17 protein-coding genes are annotated in these 23,567 nt (G+C 55.5%); 5 read left to right on the top strand and 12 right to left on the bottom strand.

The window, feature by feature from the left end; genetic code table 11:
- Window positions 1-469: 469 nt before the first annotated feature.
- Complete coding sequence (gene gyrA / locus K6R05_RS06165; protein ID WP_161733352.1) at window positions 470-3,142, bottom strand: DNA topoisomerase (ATP-hydrolyzing) subunit A; 2,673 nt, start codon at window positions 3,140-3,142, stop codon at window positions 470-472.
- Window positions 3,143-3,319: 177 nt separating this feature from the next.
- On the opposite strand from gyrA, the gene ubiG reads away from it, so the two are divergent.
- The 4 genes from ubiG to yfaE all read left to right on the top strand — a co-directional run bounded on the left by ubiG (window position 3,320) and on the right by yfaE (window position 8,324).
- Window positions 3,320-4,045, top strand: coding sequence for a bifunctional 2-polyprenyl-6-hydroxyphenol methylase/3-demethylubiquinol 3-O-methyltransferase UbiG (ubiG, locus tag K6R05_RS06160; protein ID WP_090959232.1), 726 nt, complete (start codon window positions 3,320-3,322; stop codon window positions 4,043-4,045).
- A gap of 527 nt (window positions 4,046-4,572) precedes the next feature.
- Window positions 4,573-6,858, top strand: a complete 2,286-nt coding sequence (nrdA, locus tag K6R05_RS06155) for a class 1a ribonucleoside-diphosphate reductase subunit alpha (RefSeq protein WP_013358562.1) — start codon at window positions 4,573-4,575, stop codon at window positions 6,856-6,858.
- Window positions 6,859-6,930: 72 nt separating this feature from the next.
- On the top strand, window positions 6,931-8,061 hold the full coding sequence (gene nrdB / locus K6R05_RS06150) for a class Ia ribonucleoside-diphosphate reductase subunit beta (RefSeq protein WP_161733354.1): 1,131 nt from the start codon (window positions 6,931-6,933) through the stop codon (window positions 8,059-8,061).
- A 2-nt stretch (window positions 8,062-8,063) separates the two neighbouring features.
- Complete coding sequence (yfaE, locus tag K6R05_RS06145; protein WP_010258095.1) at window positions 8,064-8,324, top strand: class I ribonucleotide reductase maintenance protein YfaE; 261 nt, start codon at window positions 8,064-8,066, stop codon at window positions 8,322-8,324.
- A gap of 491 nt (window positions 8,325-8,815) precedes the next feature.
- Here yfaE and K6R05_RS06140 read toward each other — a convergent pair whose 3' ends face one another.
- Both K6R05_RS06140 and elaB read right to left on the bottom strand, forming a co-directional pair.
- Window positions 8,816-10,012, bottom strand: coding sequence for a nicotinamide mononucleotide deamidase-related protein YfaY (locus K6R05_RS06140; RefSeq protein WP_222925196.1), 1,197 nt, complete (start codon window positions 10,010-10,012; stop codon window positions 8,816-8,818).
- 245 nt (window positions 10,013-10,257) lie between these two features.
- Entirely contained in the window at window positions 10,258-10,569 is a 312-nt protein-coding gene (elaB, locus tag K6R05_RS06135; RefSeq protein ID WP_003854223.1) for a stress response protein ElaB, read from the bottom strand.
- Between the two features lie 335 nt (window positions 10,570-10,904).
- On the opposite strand from elaB, the gene K6R05_RS06130 reads away from it, so the two are divergent.
- Window positions 10,905-12,563 (top strand): glucan biosynthesis protein D, encoded by a 1,659-nt coding sequence (locus K6R05_RS06130; protein WP_222925195.1) that lies wholly within the window; start codon window positions 10,905-10,907, stop codon window positions 12,561-12,563.
- A gap of 266 nt (window positions 12,564-12,829) precedes the next feature.
- Here K6R05_RS06130 and K6R05_RS06125 read toward each other — a convergent pair whose 3' ends face one another.
- The 9 genes from K6R05_RS06125 to nuoG form a co-directional block, all read right to left on the bottom strand.
- Window positions 12,830-13,288, bottom strand: a complete 459-nt coding sequence (locus K6R05_RS06125) for a GNAT family N-acetyltransferase (RefSeq protein ID WP_222925194.1) — start codon at window positions 13,286-13,288, stop codon at window positions 12,830-12,832.
- A gap of 123 nt (window positions 13,289-13,411) precedes the next feature.
- The gene (gene nuoN, locus K6R05_RS06120; RefSeq protein ID WP_003854230.1) at window positions 13,412-14,869 is read right to left on the bottom strand and encodes an NADH-quinone oxidoreductase subunit NuoN; all 1,458 of its coding nucleotides are present in this window, start codon (window positions 14,867-14,869) and stop codon (window positions 13,412-13,414) included.
- A gap of 6 nt (window positions 14,870-14,875) precedes the next feature.
- A complete protein-coding gene (nuoM, locus tag K6R05_RS06115; RefSeq protein WP_161733362.1) occupies window positions 14,876-16,396 on the bottom strand; it encodes an NADH-quinone oxidoreductase subunit M in 1,521 nt (506 codons plus the stop codon).
- A 210-nt stretch (window positions 16,397-16,606) separates the two neighbouring features.
- Window positions 16,607-18,442, bottom strand: coding sequence for an NADH-quinone oxidoreductase subunit L (gene nuoL, locus K6R05_RS06110; RefSeq protein WP_222925193.1), 1,836 nt, complete (start codon window positions 18,440-18,442; stop codon window positions 16,607-16,609).
- Entirely contained in the window at window positions 18,439-18,741 is a 303-nt protein-coding gene (gene nuoK / locus K6R05_RS06105) for an NADH-quinone oxidoreductase subunit NuoK (protein WP_003854236.1), read from the bottom strand. The genes nuoL and nuoK overlap by 4 nt, the downstream gene beginning before the upstream one ends.
- The gene (gene nuoJ, locus K6R05_RS06100) at window positions 18,738-19,289 is read right to left on the bottom strand and encodes an NADH-quinone oxidoreductase subunit J (protein ID WP_003854237.1); all 552 of its coding nucleotides are present in this window, start codon (window positions 19,287-19,289) and stop codon (window positions 18,738-18,740) included. Before nuoJ ends, nuoK begins: the two co-directional genes overlap by 4 nt.
- A gap of 10 nt (window positions 19,290-19,299) precedes the next feature.
- The gene (gene nuoI / locus K6R05_RS06095; protein WP_003854239.1) at window positions 19,300-19,842 is read right to left on the bottom strand and encodes an NADH-quinone oxidoreductase subunit NuoI; all 543 of its coding nucleotides are present in this window, start codon (window positions 19,840-19,842) and stop codon (window positions 19,300-19,302) included.
- Between the two features lie 11 nt (window positions 19,843-19,853).
- Window positions 19,854-20,831 carry an NADH-quinone oxidoreductase subunit NuoH gene (gene nuoH / locus K6R05_RS06090; protein ID WP_003854240.1) on the bottom strand — a complete coding sequence of 326 codons (978 nt, stop codon included), beginning with the start codon at window positions 20,829-20,831 and terminating at the stop codon, window positions 19,854-19,856.
- Window positions 20,828-23,551 carry an NADH-quinone oxidoreductase subunit NuoG gene (nuoG, locus tag K6R05_RS06085; protein ID WP_222925192.1) on the bottom strand — a complete coding sequence of 908 codons (2,724 nt, stop codon included), beginning with the start codon at window positions 23,549-23,551 and terminating at the stop codon, window positions 20,828-20,830. The genes nuoH and nuoG overlap by 4 nt, the downstream gene beginning before the upstream one ends.
- Between the last annotated feature and the right edge of the window lie 16 nt (window positions 23,552-23,567).

The raw sequence follows: 23,567 nt of genomic DNA, 5'->3' as shown, positions 1-23,567 counted from the left end.
GCGACACCACAACCCCAGTAAGAAAGGCCTGCTGTGCCCGAAGAGCAAAGCGTCCACGCCACGGATGGCATGGACGATCCGCAGGGATGCGGGAATCCTTTGCGATCGGGCATTGCGACCGCTCCCGACTCATAGCCACCAGCCATGTGCCCGCCCCACATCTCACCCCTCAAACACCACGCCCATCCCCTCAAAGCGACACCCAAATCCCCACAAAAAAGGCCTGCTGTGCCCGAAGAGCAACGTGTCCACGGCAGGGATGGCGTGGCCGATCCGCAGGGATGCGGGAATCCTTTGCGATCGGGCACAGCAGGCATTGCGACGGCTCCCGACTCACAGCCATCAGCTCCCAGCCACCCGCCATAAACTCTCTGCCCCTGCAATCTGTCCATCACACACAAAAAAACGGCAGGCCGGGTTTCCCCTGACCTGCCGTTTCTGCAACGAACCTCAGCTCACGTCAGACAAATTACTCTTCGTCTTCAGCTGCGTCGTCTTCGTCTTCTGCATCCGCTTCCGGTGCAATCTCTTCATCGTCAATCTCAGCTTCCGGCGCAATATCATCTTCGCCTTCCGCCACGCTGCCGTCGATTGAATCCAGCTCTTCTTCTTCAACCGGCTCGGCAACACGCTGCAGAGCGACTACGTTCTCATCCTCTGCGGTACGAATCAGGATCACACCCTGGGTATTACGACCCACGACGCTCACTTCTGAAACGCGAGTACGCACCAGCGTACCGGCATCGGTGATCATCATAATCTGATCGCCATCGACAACCTGAACCGCGCCAATTACCGGACCATTACGTTCAGTCACTTTGATTGAAATAACACCCTGCGTCGCACGCGACTTGGTCGGGTATTCGCTGTTGGCAGTCCGCTTACCGTAACCATTCTGCGTTACGGTCATAATGGCACCCTCTTCACGCGGCACAATCAACGACACGACACGATCGCCTTCAGCCAGCCTGATGCCGCGCACGCCAGAAGCGGTACGACCCATGGCACGAACTGCGGTTTCTGCGAAGCGCACCACTTTACCGGCCGCTGAGAACAGCATCGCTTCGTCATTACCGTTGGTCAGCGCCACACCGATCAGCTCATCGTCATCACGCAGATTCACGGCAATAATGCCGGCGCTACGCGGACGACTGAACTCTTTCAGCGCAGTCTTCTTCACGGTACCCAGCGCGGTTGCCATAAAGATATTGAAGCCTTCGGTATACTCACGTACCGGCAGAATCGCCGTAATACGCTCGTTGGCTTCCAGCGGCAGCAGATTGACGATTGGACGTCCACGTGCGCCACGACTCGCTTCCGGCAGCTGATAAACCTTCATCCAGTAGAGACGGCCACGGCTTGAGAAGCAAAGAATCGTGTCGTGGGTATTCGCCACCAGCAGACGATCAATGAAGTCCTCTTCTTTGATACGTGCGGCTGACTTGCCTTTACCACCACGACGCTGCGCTTCATAGTCGGTCAGCGGCTGATACTTCACATAGCCCTGATGCGACAATGTCACCACAACATCTTCCTGATTGATCAGGTCTTCGATGTTAATATCGGCGGTATTTGCGGTGATCTCTGTACGACGATCGTCGCCAAACTGATCGCGCATCAGCTCCAGCTCTTCGCGGATCACTTCCATCAGACGCTCAGCGCTCGACAGAATGTGCAGCAACTCAGCGATCTGCTCCAGCAGTGCCTTATACTCATCCAGCAGCTTCTCGTGCTCAAGGCCGGTCAGTTTCTGCAGACGCAGATCCAGAATCGCCTGAGCCTGCTGCTCGGTTAGATAGTACTGACCATCACGGATGCCGTACTGCGGATCCAGCCACTCGGGACGCGCGGCGTCATCACCGGCACGCTCCAGCATCGCTGACACGTTACCCAGATCCCACGCCTGTGCAATCAGACCCGCTTTCGCTTCTGCCGGGTTTGGTGCACGACGAATCAGCTCGATAATTGGATCGATATTCGCCAGCGCAATCGCCAGACCTTCCAGGATATGCGCGCGGTCACGGGCTTTACGCAGTTCAAAGATGGTACGACGCGTTACGACTTCACGACGATGGCGAACAAAGGCATCCAGAATTTCCTTCAGCGCCATAATCTTCGGCTGGCCCTGATGCAGCGCCACCATATTGATGCCAAACGATGTCTGCAACTGGGTCAGTGAATAGAGATTATTCAGCACCACTTCGCCGACCGCATCACGCTTGATTTCAATCACGATGCGCATGCCGTCTTTATCAGACTCATCGCGCAGTGCGCTGATGCCTTCGACACGCTTCTCTTTCACCAGCTCCGCAATCTTCTCAATCAGGCGTGCTTTGTTCACCTGATACGGCAGCTCGTGAATGATGATGGTCTCGCGGCCCGTTTTCGCATCGGCTTCCACTTCGCCACGTGCGCGAATGTAAATCTTGCCGCGTCCGGTGCGGTACGCTTCTTCGATGCCACGGCGACCATTGATGATGGCGGCGGTCGGGAAATCAGGCCCCGGAATGTGCTCCATCAGCGCTTCAATGCTGATGTTCTCATCTTCAATGTACGCCAGGCAGCCGTTAATCACTTCACGCAGGTTGTGCGGTGGAATGTTGGTTGCCATACCCACGGCGATACCGGAAGAACCGTTCACCAGCAGGTTAGGGATTTTGGTCGGCAGAACTTCAGGGATCTGCTCAGTGCCGTCATAGTTCGGTACGAAATCGACGGTCTCTTTTTCCAGGTCAGCTAACAGGTCGTGGGCGATTTTCGACATGCGAATTTCGGTATAACGCATCGCTGCAGCGGAGTCGCCGTCGATGGAACCGAAGTTGCCTTGTCCGTCCACCAGCATGTAACGCAGGGAGAAAGGCTGGGCCATACGTACAATGGTGTCGTAAACGGCGGAATCACCATGCGGGTGATATTTACCGATAACGTCACCGACGACGCGGGCAGATTTTTTATAGGGTTTGTTCCAGTCGTTACCCAGTACGCTCATCGCATAGAGTACGCGACGGTGAACCGGCTTCAGGCCATCACGCACATCGGGTAAAGCTCGGCCAACGATGACCGACATGGCGTAACCGAGGTAAGAATTCTTTAATTCTTCTTCGATATTGACCGGTGTAATTTCTCTCGCAAGGTCGCTCATGGAGCCGCTATCCCTCTACTTAATCCCGGATTTTAAAGGTGCGAAAGTATATCACACTGCAATGCTCTGGTGAACGTTAACCACCGATTTCCCCTGCTTTTCATTGCCCCTGAAAGGTGTGCCAACTGCGGTTAAGCGTTTATACTGTGGGCACATTTTGTCAGGAGTTACGATTCAATGAATGCACAACCGCAGAATCATCAGCATAACGTCGATGCGCAGGAAATTGCCAAGTTTGAGGCCGTTGCCTCACGCTGGTGGGATCTGGAGGGTGAATTTAAACCGTTGCACCGTATCAACCCCCTGCGCCTGGGCTACATCGCGCAGCACAGCAATGGCCTGTTCGGTAAAACCGTGCTCGACGTTGGATGCGGCGGCGGCATTTTATCCGAAAGCATGGCGCGTGAAGGCGCAGTTGTGACCGGTCTGGATATGGGTGCCGAACCACTGGCCGTGGCGCGTCTGCATGCTCTGGAGAGCGGCGTCACGCTGGACTACGTTCAGCAGACCGTTGAAGAGCATGCGGAGCAGAACGCAGGGAAATATGATGTGGTGACCTGCATGGAGATGCTGGAGCACGTGCCGGATCCCCGCTCGGTGATTCACGCCTGTGCGAAACTGGTCAAACCCGGCGGCGAAGTCTTTTTCTCTACGCTAAACCGCAATCCCAAAGCCTGGCTACTGGCGATCTTTGGCGCGGAATATGTGCTCCGCATGCTGCCGCGCGGCACCCATGACGTGAAGAAGTTTATCCGTCCTTCCGAACTGCTGGGCTGGGTGGATGAAACGACGCTGCGTGAACGTAACATTATCGGCCTGCACTACAATCCGCTGACCAATCGCTTCAAACTGGCCCCCGGCACTGACGTGAATTATATGGTGCACACGCACCGCGCCGTATAAGTGATCGGCCCGCCTGAATCAGGGCGGGCTTGTCCTTCCCTTTCTGCTTTTCATCGCCTGCTGCCGCCGGAACCAACCGCAACAGAGGCATAGTGTTATCTGCCAGTGGGTTACGTCTCACCCACTCTCTTCTGCCTCAGATTTCAGTCCGCGTCATCTTGCAACGGCCCATGCACGTAGTCTCTTTTCGCTTTTTTTCCTCCCCTGCAGGGCCGAAAAGGGAGGATTGAATAAGAAATACGCGTCCGATCAAAGTTAGAAAAAAAAGTGTGATCTGGTTGACATGTTGCCAGGCCTTACAAGGCGTGGGCTAAGAAATTTCGCAAGAATTACAACCCCTCCAGCCATCATTTTTTGCTCTTGTTAAGCGGCCGTAAAATACTAAAATATGCCCCCATGTAGTTATGACTTTTCTCATCACCCCCTAGATGTAGTGTTTATCCACACATTATTCACAATGAATAGGCTGTGTATAAACCGGGATTTCTTTTAATTTTTGGATACTCACGCAAAGGTAAAAACGCGACATGAACCAGAGTCTGCTCGTTACTAAACGCGATGGCCGCCAGGAGCGCATTGATCTCGACAAAATTCACCGTGTGCTGGACTGGGCAGCTGAAGGGCTGAACAACGTCTCAGTGTCACAGGTGGAGCTGCGCTCCCACATTCAGTTCTATGATGGCATCAGAACCTCTGACATTCATGAGACCATCATCAAGGCCGCAGCAGACCTCATCTCTCGCGATGCCCCTGACTATCAGTACCTGGCTGCCCGCCTGGCAATCTTCCACCTGCGTAAAAAAGCGTATGGTCAGTTTGAGCCGCCGAAGCTTTATGACCAGGTCGTTAAGATGGTCGACATGGGCAAATATGATCGCCACCTGCTGGAAGATTACAGCCAGGAAGAGTTCGCGCAGATGGACGAGTTTCTCGACCACTGGCGTGACATGAACTTCTCCTACGCAGCGGTAAAGCAGCTGGAAGGCAAATATCTGGTCCAGAACCGCGTCTCGGGTGAAATCTACGAGAGCGCGCAGTTCCTCTACATTCTGGTCGCTGCCTGCCTCTTCTCTGGCTATCCGCGCGACACGCGTATGGATTACATCAAGCGTTTCTATGATGCGATCTCCACGTTTAAAATCTCACTGCCGACGCCAATCATGTCGGGCGTGCGTACCCCGACGCGTCAGTTCAGTTCCTGTGTGCTAATCGAGTGCGGCGACAGCCTGGACTCCATCAACGCCACCTCCAGTGCAATTGTGAAATATGTCTCTCAGCGTGCCGGTATCGGCATCAACGCCGGTCGTATCCGTGCGCTGGGCAGCCCGATTCGCGGCGGTGAAGCGTTCCACACCGGCTGTATTCCGTTCTATAAGCATTTCCAGACCGCAGTGAAGTCCTGTTCTCAGGGCGGCGTACGTGGCGGCGCAGCGACGCTGTTCTACCCGATGTGGCATCTCGAAATCGAAAGTCTGCTGGTGCTGAAAAACAACCGTGGTGTTGAAGGTAACCGCGTGCGTCACATGGACTATGGCGTTCAGCTCAACAAGCTGATGTATCAGCGCCTGCTGAAAGGCGAAGACATCACCCTGTTCAGCCCGTCTGACGTGCCTGGCCTGTATGACGCGTTCTTCGCCGATCAGGATGAGTTTGAGCGCCTTTACACCAAATATGAGCAGGATAAGAGCATCCGTCAGCAGCGTGTTAAAGCGGTCGATCTCTTCTCGCTGATGATGCAGGAACGTGCTTCAACTGGCCGTATCTACATTCAGAACGTCGATCACTGCAACACTCACAGCCCGTTTGATCCGCGCATCGCGCCGGTTCGCCAGTCTAACCTCTGCCTGGAAATCGCCCTGCCGACCAAACCGCTGGAAGATGTTAACGACGAAAACGGTGAGATCGCCCTGTGTACGCTCTCTGCGTTCAACCTTGGCGCCATTGAAAGCCTCGACGATTTGGAAGAGCTGGCTACCCTGGCGGTGCGTGCCCTTGATGCCCTGCTCGATTATCAGGATTACCCGATTCCGGCTGCACAGCGTGGTGCCATGGGTCGTCGTACCCTGGGCATTGGCGTCATCAACTACGCTTACTATCTGGCGAAGCACGGTGTGCGCTACTCCGATGGCAGCGCTAATGGCCTGACCCACAAAACGTTTGAAGCGATTCAGTACTACCTGCTGAAAGCGTCAAACGAGCTGGCGAAAGAGCAAGGTGCCTGCCCGTGGTTCAATGAAACCACCTATGCACAGGGCATTCTGCCGATCGATACCTATAAGAAAGACCTGGACGCGATCAGCAACGAACCGCTGCATCTCGACTGGGAGAGCCTGCGTGAAGAGATCAAGACGCACGGCCTGCGCAACTCGACCCTGTCCGCGCTGATGCCGTCTGAAACCTCGTCGCAGATCTCCAATGCCACCAATGGCATTGAGCCGCCACGTGGCCACATCAGCATCAAAGCATCAAAAGATGGCATCCTGCGTCAGGTGGTGCCGGAGTACGAGCGTCTGAAAGATCAGTACGAGCTGCTGTGGGAAATGCCTAACAACGATGGCTACCTGCAACTGGTGGGTCTGATGCAGAAATTCATCGACCAGGCCATTTCGTCCAACACCAACTACGATCCGTCACGCTTTGCCAACGGTAAAGTGCCGATGAAACAGCTGCTGAAAGATCTGCTGACGGCGTACAAGTTCGGCGTGAAAACGCTCTACTATCAGAACACCCGTGACGGTGCGGAAGATGCGCAGGATGACCTGGCACCTTCTATCCAGGATGATGGCTGCGAGAGCGGCGCCTGTAAGATCTAATGGTCAGGCGGGAGACTCTCCCGCCTCATTCATTTCACGAGGCCTGGCTTCGTCTACTTTTGGACAACTTTTATGGCTTACTCTACTTTCTCACAGAACAAAAATGATCAGCTGAAAGAGCCGATGTTTTTCGGTCAGTCCGTCAACGTGGCGCGCTTCGACCAGCAGAAATATGACATCTTTGAAAAGCTGATCGAAAAGCAGCTCTCCTTCTTCTGGCGTCCGGAAGAGGTGGATGTCTCACGCGACCGTATCGACTACCAGGCACTGCCGGATCACGAAAAGCATATCTTCATCAGCAACCTGAAGTATCAGACGCTGCTGGATTCGATTCAGGGTCGCAGCCCGAACGTTGCCCTGCTGCCGCTGATCTCAATTCCTGAGCTGGAAACCTGGATTGAAACCTGGGCGTTCTCTGAGACGATTCACTCTCGTTCATACACCCATATCATCCGTAACATCGTTAACGATCCGGCGGTAGTGTTTGACGATATCGTTACCAATGAACAGATTCTGGCGCGTGCCCAGGATATCTCACGTTATTACGACGACCTGATTGAGATGACTAACTACTGGCATCAGCTGGGCGAAGGCACGCATCAGGTCAACGGCAAGCAGGTTGTGGTCAGCCTGCGCGCCCTGAAGAAGCAGCTCTATATTTGCCTGATGAGCGTCAATGCGCTGGAAGCAATCCGTTTCTATGTCAGCTTCGCCTGTTCATTCGCTTTTGCTGAGCGTGAGCTGATGGAAGGTAACGCAAAAATCATCAAACTGATTGCTCGCGATGAAGCGCTGCACCTGACCGGCACTCAGCATATGCTGAACCTGCTGCGCAGCGGTGAAGACGATCCAGAGATGAAAGAGATTGCAGCAGAGTGCCGTGAAGAGTGCTTCGAGCTGTTTAAGAAGGCGGCGCTGCAGGAGAAAGAGTGGGCAGAATATCTGTTCAGCGGCGGCTCTATGATCGGCCTGAACAAAGACATTCTCTGCCAGTATATTGAGTACATCACCAATATCCGTATGCAGGCGGTGGGTCTTGACCTGCCCTTCCAGACGCGCTCTAACCCGATTCCCTGGATCAACTCGTGGCTGGTGTCTGATAACGTTCAGGTCGCGCCGCAGGAAGTGGAAGTGAGCTCTTACCTGGTCGGTCAGATCGACTCTGAAGTGGGCGCTAACGACTTCGACGACTTCCAGCTTTAATCATGAGCCGTGACGTTGTTATTCTGCGCAGTTCCGGCACCCGGCTGGAATGCACAGACGAGCATACCAATCTGCTGACGCTGCTGGAAGCCAACAATCTCTGCGTGGAGTTTCAGTGCCGCGAAGGTTACTGCGGCTCCTGCCGGATGCGGCTGCTGAAAGGCGAAGTGCATTATCCACAGCGGCCGCTGGCCTTTGTGCAGCAGGATGAGATCCTGCCCTGCTGCTGCAAAGCCAAAGGCGAGATTGAGCTGGAGTTATAACTGAGGTGGAATAAGTCTGGCTTGATTTGCTGTGAGATCGAGTCAGCTTAGGGAACACGGTCAGATCGGAAAGACGCAAAAAGCGTCATCCCTGACAGCTCGTCCCGCGCGATTACGCACCTCATCCCTGAGGTGCGCCCGTAAACGGGCCAACGCGTTGCGTTGTTCAAAAACGCTCCCGGCGTTTTTAGTACGCACCTCATCCCTGAGGTGCGCCCGTAGCCGGGCCAACGCGTTGCGTTGTTCAAAAACGCTCCCGGCGTTTTTAGTACGCACCTCATCCCTGAGGTGCGCCCGTAGCCGGACCAACGCGTTGCGTTGTTCAAAAACGCTCCCGGCGTTTTAGTCCCAGGCGCGGGACGCTTTCCTCCTCTGCCCGTGTTCCCTGCGCTTTGAGCTAATTTATTGCTGCGAGAATGACGCTGTATGGGGTTAATTCGCAGTCACATACAAGACGGGCGCCTCAGGCGCCCGTTTTATTTTCACTGATATTACTGTCTGACAGTTTCAACCACATCAATCCAGCCGTGACCGGTGCTGACTTCACTGCCGTGTAACCAGCGGCGCAGCATGTTCATCGCCATCATTGCCACCACCTTCTGCCGCGTCTCCAGATTATGGCGACCGGTACTGAACTTCACGCGCTGACCAAAGCTGCCATCCGGCGTATGCAGCGCCACCGAAATCTCCTCCTGCTCAAGGCTGCCAACAGAGAGTGCCAGCGCTGCCTGCTGCTGCGCGGCAAAATCACGGGTGCGGTTCACCTGTTGCTCCAGCGTCTCCTGCTGTGGTGGCAGAATGTCAGCACCACGCAACGGCACGCTGGCGGTAGCCAGCTGCCAGTAAAGCAGACCGGCGGTGTATTGCTCGCTGACTGCCAGTTGTTCACCGCGCTGCTCCAGCTCGCGGGCCAGCAGGGCGGGCAGACCTTCGGTGCCTTCAAAAATGGTGCACTCCGCCAGCAGCAGACGCACCTGCTGCCACACCTGCTCCATCGCTACCCGCTGACTGGCCGGGCCGGTAAGTTTGATCTCAATAATCGGCATCGATGAGCGATACCCCATCACCACGCCTTCCGGCAACGCCAGCGGCTCCAGTTCAGCGGCAATATCGCTTTCACCGCGACCAAAGGTCGTCAGTCGCAGGCAAACCGGCGGCTCGGGGGGCGAGAATTTGGCTTTCAGACGGGGAATGATCTGCTGCTCCACCATCACTTTAAATTCAGACGGCACGCCAGGCGTGAAGAACATCCAGCAGCGATTAAGTTGCAGGGCAAAACCACAGGCGGTTCCGACGGGATTATCAATCAGCTCCGCATTGGCCGGAATTTCAGCCTGTTTGCGATTGCTGGCCGCCATTATCCGTCCGCGACTGGCGAACCAGGCTTCCATCTGTTCCAGCCAGTCCTGCTGCATTGCCAGTTCTACGCCACAGGCATGCGCGGCAGCCAGCGCGCTGAGATCGTCACTGGTTGGCCCCAGGCCGCCATTGACTATCAGCACATCGGCCTCATGACTGCGCGCCTGCAGCGTGGCGATCAGCGACTCGAGTGAATCGCCTACCGTGGTGCGACTGGTCATGGGTAAACCCTGCTGGAACAACGTATCCGCCAGCCAGGCTGCATTGGTGTCGACGATTTGGCCATGCAGCACCTCATCCCCGGTTGACAGCATCTCTATTCTAATCACATCGGATCCTCCTTTTCACGTTTGCTTCACTGTATGAAGTCCACCCGGGAAACACAATCGGCATTACCCGCGATTATGATTGTTGCGGCGGAGGCAGCACGTAGCGCCTGAAAGTCAGAGGGTGGAGCAGGATTGTATGACTCAGATGAGAGTATTCAGGATAGTGAGAGACCCACAAAAACGGCGGGATTTCCCCGCCGTTTTTTACTACGTTTGTCTGCTACAACTGTGTGAGCAGGTCGCGATTAGCGACGCGCCAGCAGCAGACCAAGCACCAGACCGGCAGTTGCACCAATACCGACGCCCTGCCACGGTTTTTCATGCACGTAATCGTCAGCGCGGTAAGCCGCCTGTTTAGCGCGATAGTAGTAACTATCTGACGCCTGGCTGACACGGGATTTCACATCGTTCAGCGCCTGTTCAGCTTTGCTTTTTAGCTCAATATACTTCTGATCGGCCGGATCGCCTGATGCCTTAAGCACTTCTTCAAGGGTTTCGGTCAGTAACGCAATATCGTCATCGAGGCCCGATTCGAATTGATTTGTCTGATTTACCATCATTTCCTCCGTGTGAATTGCAAAGCAGTTCATTAACTATAGTCATAATCTGGCGCTCTGCTGTTTTCCTGCTCCAGGAATCACCTGATTTTTCATCTGCTAAAGTTGCTCAGTTCAGGCGGTGCGCCGTTTCGCTGCGCAAAGAAATGTAAGACGCCACGGCAACCACCGAATTTCGCTTCGCTTCTTTGATTAATCTGATAAATTTTGTCGGGACTGAATTTTCCAGTAACCCTACTGTCGTACCCCTCTGTTGCCTGTGATTATCGGGCCATGAAAGTGCATTTTGCACGACAGTCACGACACCCTCGAACAGCTAAGGAATGATCTCTGGCATGAATCGAAGAATGTTTATGAAAGCGTCAATGGCCTTCTCCGCCGTCAGCGGCATGACCGGCCTGTCAACGCTGTTTGCGCAATCAGCATGGGCAGAAGATGGCATTGCTGACGGCACCGCCGTACGCTTCGATTTTGACGTACTGAAGAAAAATGCGGCCGCGCTGGCGAAAAAACCCTGGGGCGGTGCGCTAGGCGCGTTGCCGGAGACGCTGGCTACACTGACCCCGCAGGCGTACAACGAAATTCAGTATGACGCTAACCACTCGCTGTGGAATAACCTGCCCGACCGTCAGCTGGATGTGCAGTTCTTCCATGTCGGTATGGGCTTTAAGCGTCGCATCCGTATGTTCTCTGTTGATGGCGCAAGCCGCGAGGCGCGCGAGATTCATTTCCGCCCCGAGCTGTTCAACTACAACAATGCGCACGTTGATACAAAGCAGCTGGAGGGCAAAACTGACCTCGGCTTCGCCGGTTTCCGCGCCTTTAAAAAGCCGGAGCTGACCCGTCGCGACATCGTCTCTTTCCTCGGCGCAAGCTACTTCCGTGCCGTGGACGATACCTTCCAGTACGGTCTCTCGGCGCGTGGTGTGGCGATTAACACTTTCAGCAACGGTCAGGAAGAGTTTCCGGACTTCACTGCCTTCTGGTTTGAAACGCCAAAGGCGGAAGATACCACCTTCACCTGTTACGCCCTGCTGGATGGTGCCAGCCTTACCGGTGCCTATAAGTTCATCATCCACTGCGAAGAGAAACGTGTGGTGATGGAAGTAGAAAACCACCTGTTTGCCCGTAAAGAGATCCGTCAGATCGGCATCTCACCGATGACCAGCATGTTCAGCTGTGGTACCAACGAGCGTCGCATGTGCAATACCTACCATCCGCAGATCCATGACTCCGACCGTCTGGCGATGTGGACCGGTAAAGGCGAATGGATTGCCCGCCCGCTGAATAATCCGCAGCGTCTGCAGTTCAACGCCTATGAAGATGAGAATCCGCGTGGCTTTGGCCTGCTGCAGCTGAATCACGACTTCAAAGATTATCAGGATGTGATCGGCTGGTATGACAAACGTCCGAGCCTGTGGGTTGAGCCGGTCGGCAAGTGGGGCAAAGGCGCGATCAACCTGATGGAGATCCCGACAACCGGTGAAACGCTGGATAACGTGGTCTGCTTCTGGCAACCGGCTGAACCAGTCAAAGCGGGCAGCGAGCTGAACTTCTCCTACAAGCTTTACTGGAGTGGTCTGCCGCCAGTACGAAGCGGTCTGGCGCGCGTGGATGCTACCCGTACCGGTATCGGTGGCTTCCCGGAAGGCTGGGCGCCTGGCGAGCACTTCCCTGAAACCTGGTGCCGTCGCTTCGCCATCGATTTTATTGGTGGTGATCTGCAGGCCGCTGCGCCGAAAGGCATTGAGCCGGTGATTACTGTCTCATCGGGCAGTATGAAGCAGGTTGAAATTCTGTATGTCGATCCGCTCAAGGGTTACCGCATCCTGTTTGACTGGTATCCGAACAGCGATTCCACCCAGCCGGTTGAGATGCGTCTGTTCCTGCGCAGCAAGGATGAGACGCTGAGTGAAACCTGGCTTTATCAGTATTTCCCGCCTGCGCCGGATCAGCGCAAATATGTTGATGACCGCCAGATGACGGTGGGTTGATGTAAACAGGCGAGGCTCAGGCCTCGCCTGAGATTAATGACAAAGTGTGGCCCGGTTAGCTGTGAGACCAAGCCAGTGCAGGAAACATGGTCAGATCGGAAAGTCGCTTACGCCAATCCCTGCCTCGCTGGGCCTGCGCCGTCCATGGCGCGGGACGCTTTCCTCTTCTGACCATATCCCCTGCGTATTGAACTAATCCATCGCTGCCAGTTGCACCCTGATTTGAGTTTGTCAGCTGTATGAGACGAGGCTCAGGCCTCGCGTTTTTACGGCGCCTTCTTCAGCATATCGACGTGTGGGATACCATCTTCCAGATAACTCTCCCCTGTCGCCACAAATCCATGCTGCTCATAGAAGTTTTCCAGATGCGCCTGAGCGGAGAGAAACATGTCACGACCCGGCCAGTGCTGCTGACAGCTGCTGATCGCCTGCTCCATCAGACGATTGCCCAGCCGCGCACCGCGAACCCGATCTGATACAATTACCCGTCCAATTTTTACCGGGCTGTTTTCATCAATCGGAGAGAGAAGGCGCGCATAGGCCACCAGCTGGTCATCCGCCATGCCCAGCAGATGCCGGTTTTCCGCCTCCAAATCTTTGCCATCCACATCAAGGTAAGCACACTGCTGTTCGACTACGAACACGGCGCTGCGCAGCGCCAGCAGCGCATAGAGTTCCGGGGCGGTGAGTCCACTATGATGTTTATCCTGCCAGTCAATGTTCATCGTCTCTCCTTTAAACCACACACTCTACATCAGTGCGGTGTCGCCAGCACCTGCTGGTCACGGCGTCTGACAGGCAAAAAAAATCAGGCCCGAAGGCCTGATTCATCACTTGCAGTCAGCTGCTTACATCAGTGGCTGTGCCATCTGCACCAGTCTGATCAGCGGCTGCGGATAAACCCCTAACAGCAGCACCAGAATGGCGGAGATCAGCACGACCACACCACCAGCCGTAAATGCCCAGTTAGCCGGAGTATCACGGGTATGCAGTTCCGGCGGGCTGAGATAGAGACTCACCGTCACGCGCAGATAGTAGTAGAGGCCAATCGCACTACCCGCAACCACAGCTCCGGTCAGCCACCACAGGTGCGCACTCACACCTGATGCGATAACGTAGAATTTACCGATAAAGCCCAGCGTCATCGGGATACCCGCCAGCGACAACATCATCACCGTCATCACGGCTGACAGGATAGGACGATGCCAGAACAGACCACGATAGGAGTAGAGCGAGTCGGCATCCGGGCCACGATACGGGCTGGACATCAGGCTCACCACACCAAAGGCACCCAGGCTGCTGAACAGATAACCCGCCAGGTATACACCCGAGGTTTCCAGCGACAGCTGATGATCTTTCACCGCAATCAGCGCGACCAGCAGATAACCGAGATGGGCGATAGAGGAGTAGCCCAGCAGACGCTTGATGTTGCTCTGCGAAATCGCCATCAGGTTACCGAACAGAATCGACACGAAGGCGATCATGGCCAGCACCGTGCGCACCGCTTCGCTGTCGGTCACCGGCGCATACATGAACAGACGCATGATGACACCGAAGATGGCAATCTTGCTGGCAGTGGCCAGGAAGGTTGAAACCGGCGCAGGCGCACCCTGATAGACATCGGGCGTCCAGAGGTGGAACGGCACCAGTGAGAGCTTAAAGCCCAGACCGATGATCATCATGCCCAGACCCACCAGCAGCAGTGGCTCGTGGATCATACTGTCTGTCAGGCTCTGACCCAGCGCCACAAAGCTCAGGTTACCGGAGTCAGCGTAGATCAGTGCAATACCAAACAGCAGGAACGATGAGGCCGCCGCAGAAAGAATGGTATATTTCAGCGCCGCTTCCAGCGAACGTTTCTGGCGGAAAGCGTAGCCAATCAGACCAAACAACGGCAGTGATAGCAGTTCAATGCCGATGAACAGCGAGGCCAGATGGTTAGCGCTGGCCAGTACGATGCCACCGAGCGCCGCAATCAGCACCAGCAGATAGAACTCATCTTTGTTGTCGGGATAGCCTGCCAGCCACGGATAGGCAAAGGTGCAGGTTGCCAGACTCGCCAGCATTACCAGCGCGGTGTAGAACATCGAATAGCCATCGACGCGCAGCAGCGGCGTGACATCCATCGCCCCGACCTGACCGACAAAGTAAAGCGAGAGCAGCGCCAGGTTCAGGCCAACTACCGTTAGCGTGGCGTTAACGAAGTGGTTGCGTCGCCAGGCAATGGACAGCATCACAACCACCACCGTCAATCCGACGATTAACAGCGGTAGCAACGCAATCAATTGGTGAGGAGTTATTGTCATGGCGAATTACGGCCTTGTAGTTGAAATTGAAGCGGTAAACCACTGCTGAATATTGCTCATGGCAGCGTGCGAAGTATCCAGAATCGGCTGTGGATAGACGCCCAGCAGCACCAGCAGCACCACCAGAACACCGATGGTCATAAACTCACGCGGTGACATGCCTGGCAGCGGATCTTTCGATTTCGCTTCGCCGTAGTAAGCGCGCTGCATCATCACCAGCGAGTATACGGAGGCGAACACCAGACCAAAGGTCGCGATGATAATAATCATCGGCACCACCTGGAAGCTGCCGGTCAGAATCATAAATTCACCGACGAAGTTACCGGTGCCCGGCATACCGAGGTTGGCGACAGCAAAGAACAGCGACAGACCCGGAATCCATTTGATGCGCGACCACAGGCCACCCATCTGACGCATATCACGGGTATGCAGACGCTCATACAACTGACCACACAGAATGAAGAGTGCAGCAGCGGAGAGACCGTGCGCAATCATCTGAATCACCGCACCCTGCAGCGCCAGCTGGCTGCCGGTGTAGATGGCAATTAGCACAAAGCCCATGTGCGAAATCGAGGTGTACGCAATCAGACGTTTGATATCGGTCTGCGAGAAGGCCATCCAGGCACCGTAGAAGATACCGATGATGCCTAACCACATGGCGATGGGCGCAAACTCGGCTGACGCGTTCGGGAACAGCGGCAGGCTGAAACGCAGTAAGCCGTAAGCCGCGGTTTTCAGCAGGATACCCGCCAGGTCGACAGAACCGGCTGTTGGCGCCTGACTGTGTGCATCCGGCAGCCAGCCGTGCAAAGGCACCACCGGCATCTTGACCGCAAAGGCGATAAAGAAGCCCAGCATCAGCAGATATTCAACACCGCTCGACATTGGTGTCTGTAGCAGTTGTTCGTAGTTGAATGTCCAGACGCCGGTCGCGTTGTAGTGAACAAATACCAGGCCCAGAATCGCAATCAGCATCACCAGACCTGAAGCCTGGGTATAGATGAAGAATTTGGTCGCGGCGGAGATACGGGTTTTGCCGTCCGATGCTTTATGACCCCAGAGCGCGATGAGGAAGTACATCGGCACCAGCATCATTTCCCAGAAGAAGAAGAACAGGAACAGGTCGATGGAAAGGAACACACCGATTACGCCGCCCAGAATCCACATCAGGTTCAGATGGAAGAAGCCCTGATACTTTGAGATCTCATTCCAGGAACAGAGCACCGCCATCAGACCGAGCAGACCGGTCAGCACTACCATCAGCAGTGACAGGCCATCAATGGCTAAATGGAAGCTGATGCCGAAGCGTGGGATCCACGGAACGGAGAAACTTGACTGCCACTGCGGAATACCCGCTGCCTGCGTCAGTGAATAGCCTCCCTGCAACCAGAGTTGCAGTGAAAGCGCCAACGTCAGCCCCATGGTGATCAGCGCGATCCAGCGTGGCACCTTCGCGCCAAGGCGCTCAGTGAGCCAGCAGATCAGACCACCGACGAAGGGTATGATAATTAGCCAAGGTAATAACACGGCACACTTCCCTTTTCTTTGTCTTAGTTCGGGCTATCTTACTTGCCATTTTGCTTCCCGATAGTGCTCGCAATCCTCACATACCTCGGTATGCTCCGGTTGCTGTGCGCTGGCGGTAGCCAAACTGGCCGCGACGATAACGCCCTTGCTCAGGACAATTTTTGACATTCTCAATGGGCAGATTAGCTAACCTGCCCCGCTCATCAATCTTTAAATCACCAGCAGCAGAGCCAGCACCAGCACGGCACCCACGCTCATTGACGCAACGTACCAGCGCAGGTAGCCATTCTCACTGACCACCAGGCCTTTGTTGGCAATGCGTGACAGCAGCGCAGGCAGGTTCATCAGACCATTCAGTGGATCGCGCTTCAGCAGCCACGCAATACCCAGGTAAGGTTTGACGAACACTTTATCGTAGAGCCAGTCAAAGCCCCAGGCCGCAAACCACCAGGTGCCGAAGAAACGGCCTGGCGCACTGTTTGCAATGCGGGTAACCAGCTCACGTTTGCCCAGCCACAGCGCGGCAGCGATCAGAATGCCAACGATCGCGACCACGCCCGAGGTGATTTCCAGTCCCACTTTGCCCGCTTCACCGAACTCGCTGGCTGGCAGTACACCTGCCAGCGGTGGCGTGATCAGCGCACCAATAAAGGTGGAGAGCAGCAGCAGCACAATCAGCGGCAGATGATGGGTAATGCCTTTACCTGCGTGCGCATGAATTTTCTCTTCGCCATGGAACACAATGAAGATCATGCGGAAGGTATAGATAGAGGTCAGGAACGCCCCCACCAGACCCGCGACCATCAGATTGATGTGACCGTTAGCCAGTGCGCCAAACAGAATCTCATCTTTACTGTAGAAGCCCGCCGTAATCAGCGGCAGTGCCGCCAGTGCCGCGCCGCCTACCAGGAAGCAGGTGTAGACCAGCGGAATGCTCTTACGCAGGCCACCCATTTTAAAGATGTTCTGTTCGTGATGGCAGGCCAGAATCACTGAACCCGAAGAGAGGAACAGTAACGCTTTAAAGAAGGCGTGCGTCATCAGATGGAAAATCGCCGCATCCCACGCCTGAACACCCAGCGCCAGGAACATATAGCCAATCTGGCTCATGGTGGAGTAAGCGAGAACGCGTTTGATGTCGGTCTGCACCAGCGCGGCAAAGCCTGCCAGCACCAGGGTAATTGACCCGATGATGCCGACCAGATGCAGCACTTCCGGCGTCAGCAGGAAGAGACCGTGGCTGCGGGCAATCAGGTAAACACCTGCCGTCACCATGGTCGCGGCGTGGATAAGTGCTGAAACCGGTGTCGGACCGGCCATCGCATCTGCCAGCCAGGTCTGTAACGGCAGCTGTGCCGATTTACCGACCGCGCCACCCAGCAGCATCAGCGTTGCCCACTGCAGCATATGGTTATCTGCGGCAAAGTGCGCAGGAGCCAGCTCCATCATCTCGCGGAAGTTCAGCGTGCCCAGCTCGTTGTAGAGAATGAACAAGCCAAATGCCAGGAAGACGTCGCCCACGCGGGTGATGATGAACGCTTTCATCGCCGCTTTGCCGTTTTCCGGATTGCTGTAATAGAAACCGATCAGCAGATAAGAGCAGAGCCCTACCCCTTCCCAGCCCAGATACATCAGCATCAGGTTATCGGCCAGCACCAGAATAACCATGCTGGCGATAAACAGGTTGGTATAGGCGAAGAAGCGGGAGTAGCCCTCTTCTCCACGCATGTACCAGGAGGCAAACATATGAATGAAGAAGCCGACGCCGGTCACCACCGACAGCATGGTCAGCGACAGGCCATCCAGCGTCAGGTTCACCTTCATGTCGAAGTTGCCGACATGCATCCAGGTCCAGAGTGACTGAGTATAAGCTTGCTGACCACTGGCGAAGAACTCGAAACCGATCAACGCCGTCGTCAGTGCGGCCAGACCCACCGATCCCATACCTACCGTGGCCGACAGGTTCTCAGACCAGCGACCGCGGGAAAACGCTAACAGCAGAAAGCCGATCAGCGGAAACAAGACAGTTAAATAGAGAAGATTCATCCGCGCATCTCGCTCACAGTATCAATGTTCAGCGTCTGACGACGACGATAGAGCTGAAGCAGCAGTGCCAGACCAATACTGGCTTCCGCTGCCGCCAGGCTGATCGCCAGGATATACATCACCTGTCCATCGGCCTGACCCCAGTAGCTCCCGGCAACCACCAGAGCTAAAGCGGCGGCGTTGATCATGATTTCAAGGCCGATCAGCATAAACAGCAGATTGCGGCGTATCACCAGCGACGTCAATCCAAGGACAAACAGCACGGCAGCAAGAATCAATCCATGTTGTAACGGGATCATGCGTTCTCCTTTTTCACCTGAGCGGCATCAGCATTGCGGTTACTCAGGACTTCGCCCTGACGCTCTTCACGACCGATATGGAACGCCACGACCAGACCCGCCAGCAGCAGCATAGAGGCCAGTTCGACCGCCAGTACGTAAGGACCAAACAGGCTGATGCCGACCGCTTTAGCGTCGATGATGGTGCCATCAATGCCCTGGTCATTCGCCGTCAGAATGGCGTAGATCATTACCACCAGCAGTAGTAACGAAACGATGCCCGGACCAATCCACAGCGACGGACTGAGCCACTCACGCTCCTGCTTCTCAGTCTGTTTGCCCAGGTTCAGCATCATGACCACGAAGACGAACAGCACCATGATGGCCCCAGCGTAAACGATGATCTCCAGCGCACCGGCAAAATAGGCTCCCATTGAGAAGAAGACGCCCGCGATCGATAACAGCGAAACGATCAGGTACAGCAATGCATGTACCGGATTAGTGTGGGTAATGACGCGCAACGTCGTCAGCACCGCCACCAGTCCGCAAAGATAAAACGCAAATTCCATGCCTTGCTCCTTAAGGTAATAAGCCTTTGACGTCGATAGGCTTCGCTTCGTTTTCTGCTTCGCCCTTATCTTTACCGTCAATCGCCATACCTGCCATGCGGTAGAAGTTGTACTCCGGATATTTACCCGGCCCCGAAATCAGCAGATCGTCCTTCTCATACACCAGATCCTGACGCTTAAACTCACCCAGTTCGAAATCGGGAGTCAGCTGAATCGCCGTGGTCGGACAGGCTTCTTCACACATGCCGCAGAAGATGCAGCGTGAGAAGTTGATTCGGAAGAACTCCGGGTACCAGCGGCCATCTTTGGTTTCTGCTTTCTGCAGCGAGATACAGCCAACCGGACAGGCAACCGCACACAGGTTACAGGCGACGCAACGCTCCTGACCATCCGGATCGCGGGTTAACACGATACGGCCACGATAGCGTGGTGGCAGATAAACCGGCTCTTCCGGATACATCTGAGTTTCACGTTTGGCGAAGGCGTGCAGCCCGATCAGCCAGATACTGCGAACTGTCGTGCCAAAGCCTACGACAATATCTTTCAAAGTCATTTGTTAACCCCTTACGGCGCTGTGTAGAGAATCACTGCGGCAGTCGCCAGCAGGTTCAACAGCGTCAACGGCAGACACACTTTCCAGCCGAATGACAGCACCTGGTCGTAGCGCGGACGCGGAAGCGCAGCACGAATCAGGATGAACATCATCATAAAGAACGCCGTTTTCAGGGCGAACCAGATGAACGGCGGCAGGAATGGGCCGTGCCAGCCACCAAAGAACAGCGTTACGATCAGCGCTGAAACGGTGGTAATCGCCACATATTCGCCAACAAAGAACAGACCGAACTTCATACCGGCATATTCAATGTGGTAGCCGTCCGCCAGTTCCTGCTCCGCTTCTGGCTGGTCAAACGGATGACGGTGACACACCGCCACGCCCGCAATACAGAAGGTCACGAAGCCGAAGAACTGCGGAATGATGTTCCACAGATGCGTCTGGCTGTTGACGATATCGTTCATATTGAACGAGCCCGCCTGCGCTACCACACCCATCAGCGACAGCCCCAGGAACACTTCATAGCTCAGGGTCTGTGCCGAGGCGCGCATCGCACCCAGCAGCGAGTATTTGTTATTACTCGACCAGCCGGCAAACAGCACTGCGTAGACCGCAAGGCCCGCCATCATCAGGAAGAACAGCAGACCGATATTCAGGTCTGTTACCATCCAGGTTGGCGAAACCGGCACGATAGCAAAGGCCAGTAGCAGTGAAACAAAGGCGATAACCGGCGCAAGGGTAAAGATAAAGCGGTCGGTAAACGGCGGAACCCAGTCCTCTTTGAAGAACATTTTGATCATGTCCGCCACCAGCTGGAGCGAACCGCCCCAGCCTACGCGGTTTGGCCCATAACGGTTCTGGAACAGGCCGAGCAGACGACGCTCAGCGAAGCTCATGAACGCGCCGCAGGCCACCACCACCAGCAGAATCACGATGGCTTTAACAATGGCCAGCAGAATGTCGATCACGTCCGGTGTTAACCAGCTCATTGCGCTGCCTCCTGCAGAGTGTCGATTTTACCGTTCGCCAGGAATGGTGGAACGCCCGGCATTCCCAGCGGCAGACCAATCTGTCCCGCCTGCAGTGACGCCGAGAAACGGACCGGCAGACGCACTGTCTCTCCGGCACAGCTGAACTCCACCGCCGCACCATTGTTGACGCCCAGCTTCGCCGCATCCTCCGGGTTTATCACCAGCGCAGGCTCAGCCATACGCTGCTGGAAGATCGGTGAACGCTGTGACATCTCTTCGCTGCCGAACAACCGGTGAAGAGGCGCCACGCGCCACTGTGCATCACTGACAAAGGCTTTTGGTACGGTCGTAAACCACGGCAACTCACTCGAGCTGGCTTCAAACAGGCGCACGCCCGGATCGCCATGACGCAGTTTGCCGCCCACTTCCGCCTGGAATTTGTTCCACGCCTGTGGTGAGTTCCAGCCTGGTGCCCAGGCAAACGGAATCTGTGAACGCGGTGCGCCTGGCTGATTGTTCCCTTCCATTGAGAAGGCGAACATCGTGTCCTGATCCTGCGGCTGACGCGGTTCGTGCACGCTGATATTCGCGCGCGCCGCGGTACGGCCACTGGCACGGTGCGGTGAACGCGACAGTTTCTGTCCGCGAATGCGGAAGCTGGCGTCAGGTGCGGCTTCTTTAATACCCGCGAGCTGTGGCAGACGGGTGACTACCGCATCGATCACGTGATCGAGCTGCGTCCAGTCCACATGACGGCTTTCCAGCGTGCTGTGCAGTGAATGCAGCCAGCGCCAGCTCTCCAGCATCACAATGTTGTTGTCGTAATAAGCAGGATCATAAACCTGGAAGAAACGCTGAGCGCGGCCTTCATGGTTAATTGAGGTACCGTCGCTTTCGGCGAAGCTGGCGGTTGAGAGCACCAGACCCGCTTTCTCCAGCGTTGGGGTACGCTGATGATCCACCACAATCACGTTAGTGGTCTGAGCCAGCGCCGCATCCACCAGCGCTTTCGGCGCATGGCGATAAAGGTCATTTTCCAGCACTACCAGGGCATCAGCTTCACCGTTGCTCAGCTGCTCCAGCGCCTGCTCCAGCGGATTGCCGCCAATCATGCCCAGCCCGATGCTGTTCGCGTGACCCGCCAGCAGGGTAATGCCGACATCTGCACCACGTGCCTTGAGGGCTTTCGCCACGTTAGCAGCGGCTTCAATGACTGCGCTGCTGCCTGAGTGAGTTCCGGAGATAATTAATGGCTTTTTCGCGCCGGCCAGCGCCTGAACGACAACATCCATTTTCCCGCTGAGTTTGCTGTCGAAATCGGTGACTGCAGGCGCAGATTCATCCAGCGCACTGGCGATAGCGAAGCCGAGGCGCGCCTGATCTTCAACCGGTGCACGATAGCTCCATGCCGCGATATCATCCAGACGGGTTTCATCAACGTGGGTAACAAACAGCGGATGTTTCGCGTTCTGACCGATGTTCATGATGGCGGCGATCTGCCAGTCTGCGACTTTCTGCGCAGCGGCCATATCACGCGCTTTGCCTTTTACTGCCTGGCGCACAGAGAGTGCCACACGAGCACCCACCTGTGTCAGGTCTTCACCCAGTACCAGCACCGCATCGTAGCTTTCAATTTCACGCAGCGATGGCGTATAGATTCCGCCCTCGCGCAGGACTTTCAGCATGAGTTCAAGACGGGCCTGCTCATCCGCTGGCATGCCGGTTGAGAAGTTCTCTGCACCCACCAGTTCACGAAGGGCGAAGTTACTTTCAATGCTGGCGCGCGGCGAGCCAATACCGATCACTTTCTTCGCCTGACGCAGCAAATCTGCTCCGGCGTTGACCGCCTGCTCTGCGTTCAGCGTGACCCAGTCGTTGCCGCGCAGCAGCATCGGCTGACGTGGGCGATCTTTGCGGTTCACGTAGCCATAGCCAAAGCGGCCACGGTCACACAGGAAGTAGTGGTTTACGGTACCGTTATAGCGGTTTTCAATACGGCGTAACTCACCATAACGCTCACCCGGGCTGGTGTTACAGCCGACGCTGCACTGCTGACAGATGCTCGGTGCAAACTGCATATCCCATTTACGGTTATAGCGTTCGGAGTGCGTTTTATCGGTGAAGACGCCGGTCGGGCAAATTTCAACCAGGTTGCCGGAGAATTCGCTCTCCAGCGTGCCATCTTCCGGGCGACCGAAGTAGACGTTGTCGTGCGCGCCGTAGACACCCAGATCTTTGCCATCGGCATAATCTTTGTAGTAGCGCACGCAGCGGTAACAGGCGATACAGCGGTTCATCTCATGAGAGATGAACGGGCCGAGATCCTGATTACGGTGAGTACGCTTAGTGAAGCGATAGCGACGGAAGCTGTGGCCGGTCATCACTGTCATATCCTGCAGGTGACAGTTACCGCCCTCTTCACACACCGGGCAGTCGTGCGGGTGGTTGGTCATCAGCCACTCCACCACGCTTTCGCGGAACTCTTTCGCTTCGCCATCATCGATGGAGATGAATGTGCCGTCAGAGGCCGGCGTCATGCAGGACATGACAAGACGGCCGCGGGTATCTTCGGCATTCTGGAATTGCTTTACCGCACACTGGCGGCAGGCCCCAACGCTTCCCAGCGCCGGATGCCAGCAAAAGTAAGGAATATCAAGGCCCAGAGAGAGACACGCCTGTAGCAGGTTGTCCGCTCCGTTCACATCATACTCTTTACCGTCTACATGAATTGTAGCCATAGTGACATGCTTCCGT

It is taken from the genome of Pantoea alfalfae, from assembly GCF_019880205.1.
GTDB classification, from domain to species: domain Bacteria; phylum Pseudomonadota; class Gammaproteobacteria; order Enterobacterales; family Enterobacteriaceae; genus Pantoea; species Pantoea alfalfae.
The sequence above is the reverse complement of the archived record's forward strand: the minus strand, read 5'-3'. Positions and strand labels throughout refer to the sequence as shown.

Excerpts from the sequence above, each read along its gene's own strand:
- gyrA (WP_161733352.1), bottom strand. The coding sequence starts at position 3,142 with ATGAGCGACCTTGCGAGAGAAATTACACCGGTCAATATCGAAGAAGAA.
- ubiG (WP_090959232.1), top strand. The coding sequence starts at position 3,320 with ATGAATGCACAACCGCAGAATCATCAGCATAACGTCGATGCGCAGGAA.
- nrdA (WP_013358562.1), top strand. The coding sequence starts at position 4,573 with ATGAACCAGAGTCTGCTCGTTACTAAACGCGATGGCCGCCAGGAGCGC.
- nrdB (WP_161733354.1), top strand. The coding sequence starts at position 6,931 with ATGGCTTACTCTACTTTCTCACAGAACAAAAATGATCAGCTGAAAGAG.
- yfaE (WP_010258095.1), top strand. The coding sequence starts at position 8,064 with ATGAGCCGTGACGTTGTTATTCTGCGCAGTTCCGGCACCCGGCTGGAA.
- elaB (WP_003854223.1), bottom strand. The coding sequence starts at position 10,569 with ATGGTAAATCAGACAAATCAATTCGAATCGGGCCTCGATGACGATATT.
- K6R05_RS06130 (WP_222925195.1), top strand. The coding sequence starts at position 10,905 with ATGAATCGAAGAATGTTTATGAAAGCGTCAATGGCCTTCTCCGCCGTC.
- K6R05_RS06125 (WP_222925194.1), bottom strand. The coding sequence starts at position 13,288 with ATGAACATTGACTGGCAGGATAAACATCATAGTGGACTCACCGCCCCG.
- nuoN (WP_003854230.1), bottom strand. The coding sequence starts at position 14,869 with ATGACAATAACTCCTCACCAATTGATTGCGTTGCTACCGCTGTTAATC.
- nuoL (WP_222925193.1), bottom strand. The coding sequence starts at position 18,442 with ATGAATCTTCTCTATTTAACTGTCTTGTTTCCGCTGATCGGCTTTCTG.
- nuoK (WP_003854236.1), bottom strand. The coding sequence starts at position 18,741 with ATGATCCCGTTACAACATGGATTGATTCTTGCTGCCGTGCTGTTTGTC.
- nuoJ (WP_003854237.1), bottom strand. The coding sequence starts at position 19,289 with ATGGAATTTGCGTTTTATCTTTGCGGACTGGTGGCGGTGCTGACGACG.
- nuoI (WP_003854239.1), bottom strand. The coding sequence starts at position 19,842 with ATGACTTTGAAAGATATTGTCGTAGGCTTTGGCACGACAGTTCGCAGT.
- nuoH (WP_003854240.1), bottom strand. The coding sequence starts at position 20,831 with ATGAGCTGGTTAACACCGGACGTGATCGACATTCTGCTGGCCATTGTT.
- nuoG (WP_222925192.1), bottom strand. The coding sequence starts at position 23,551 with ATGGCTACAATTCATGTAGACGGTAAAGAGTATGATGTGAACGGAGCG.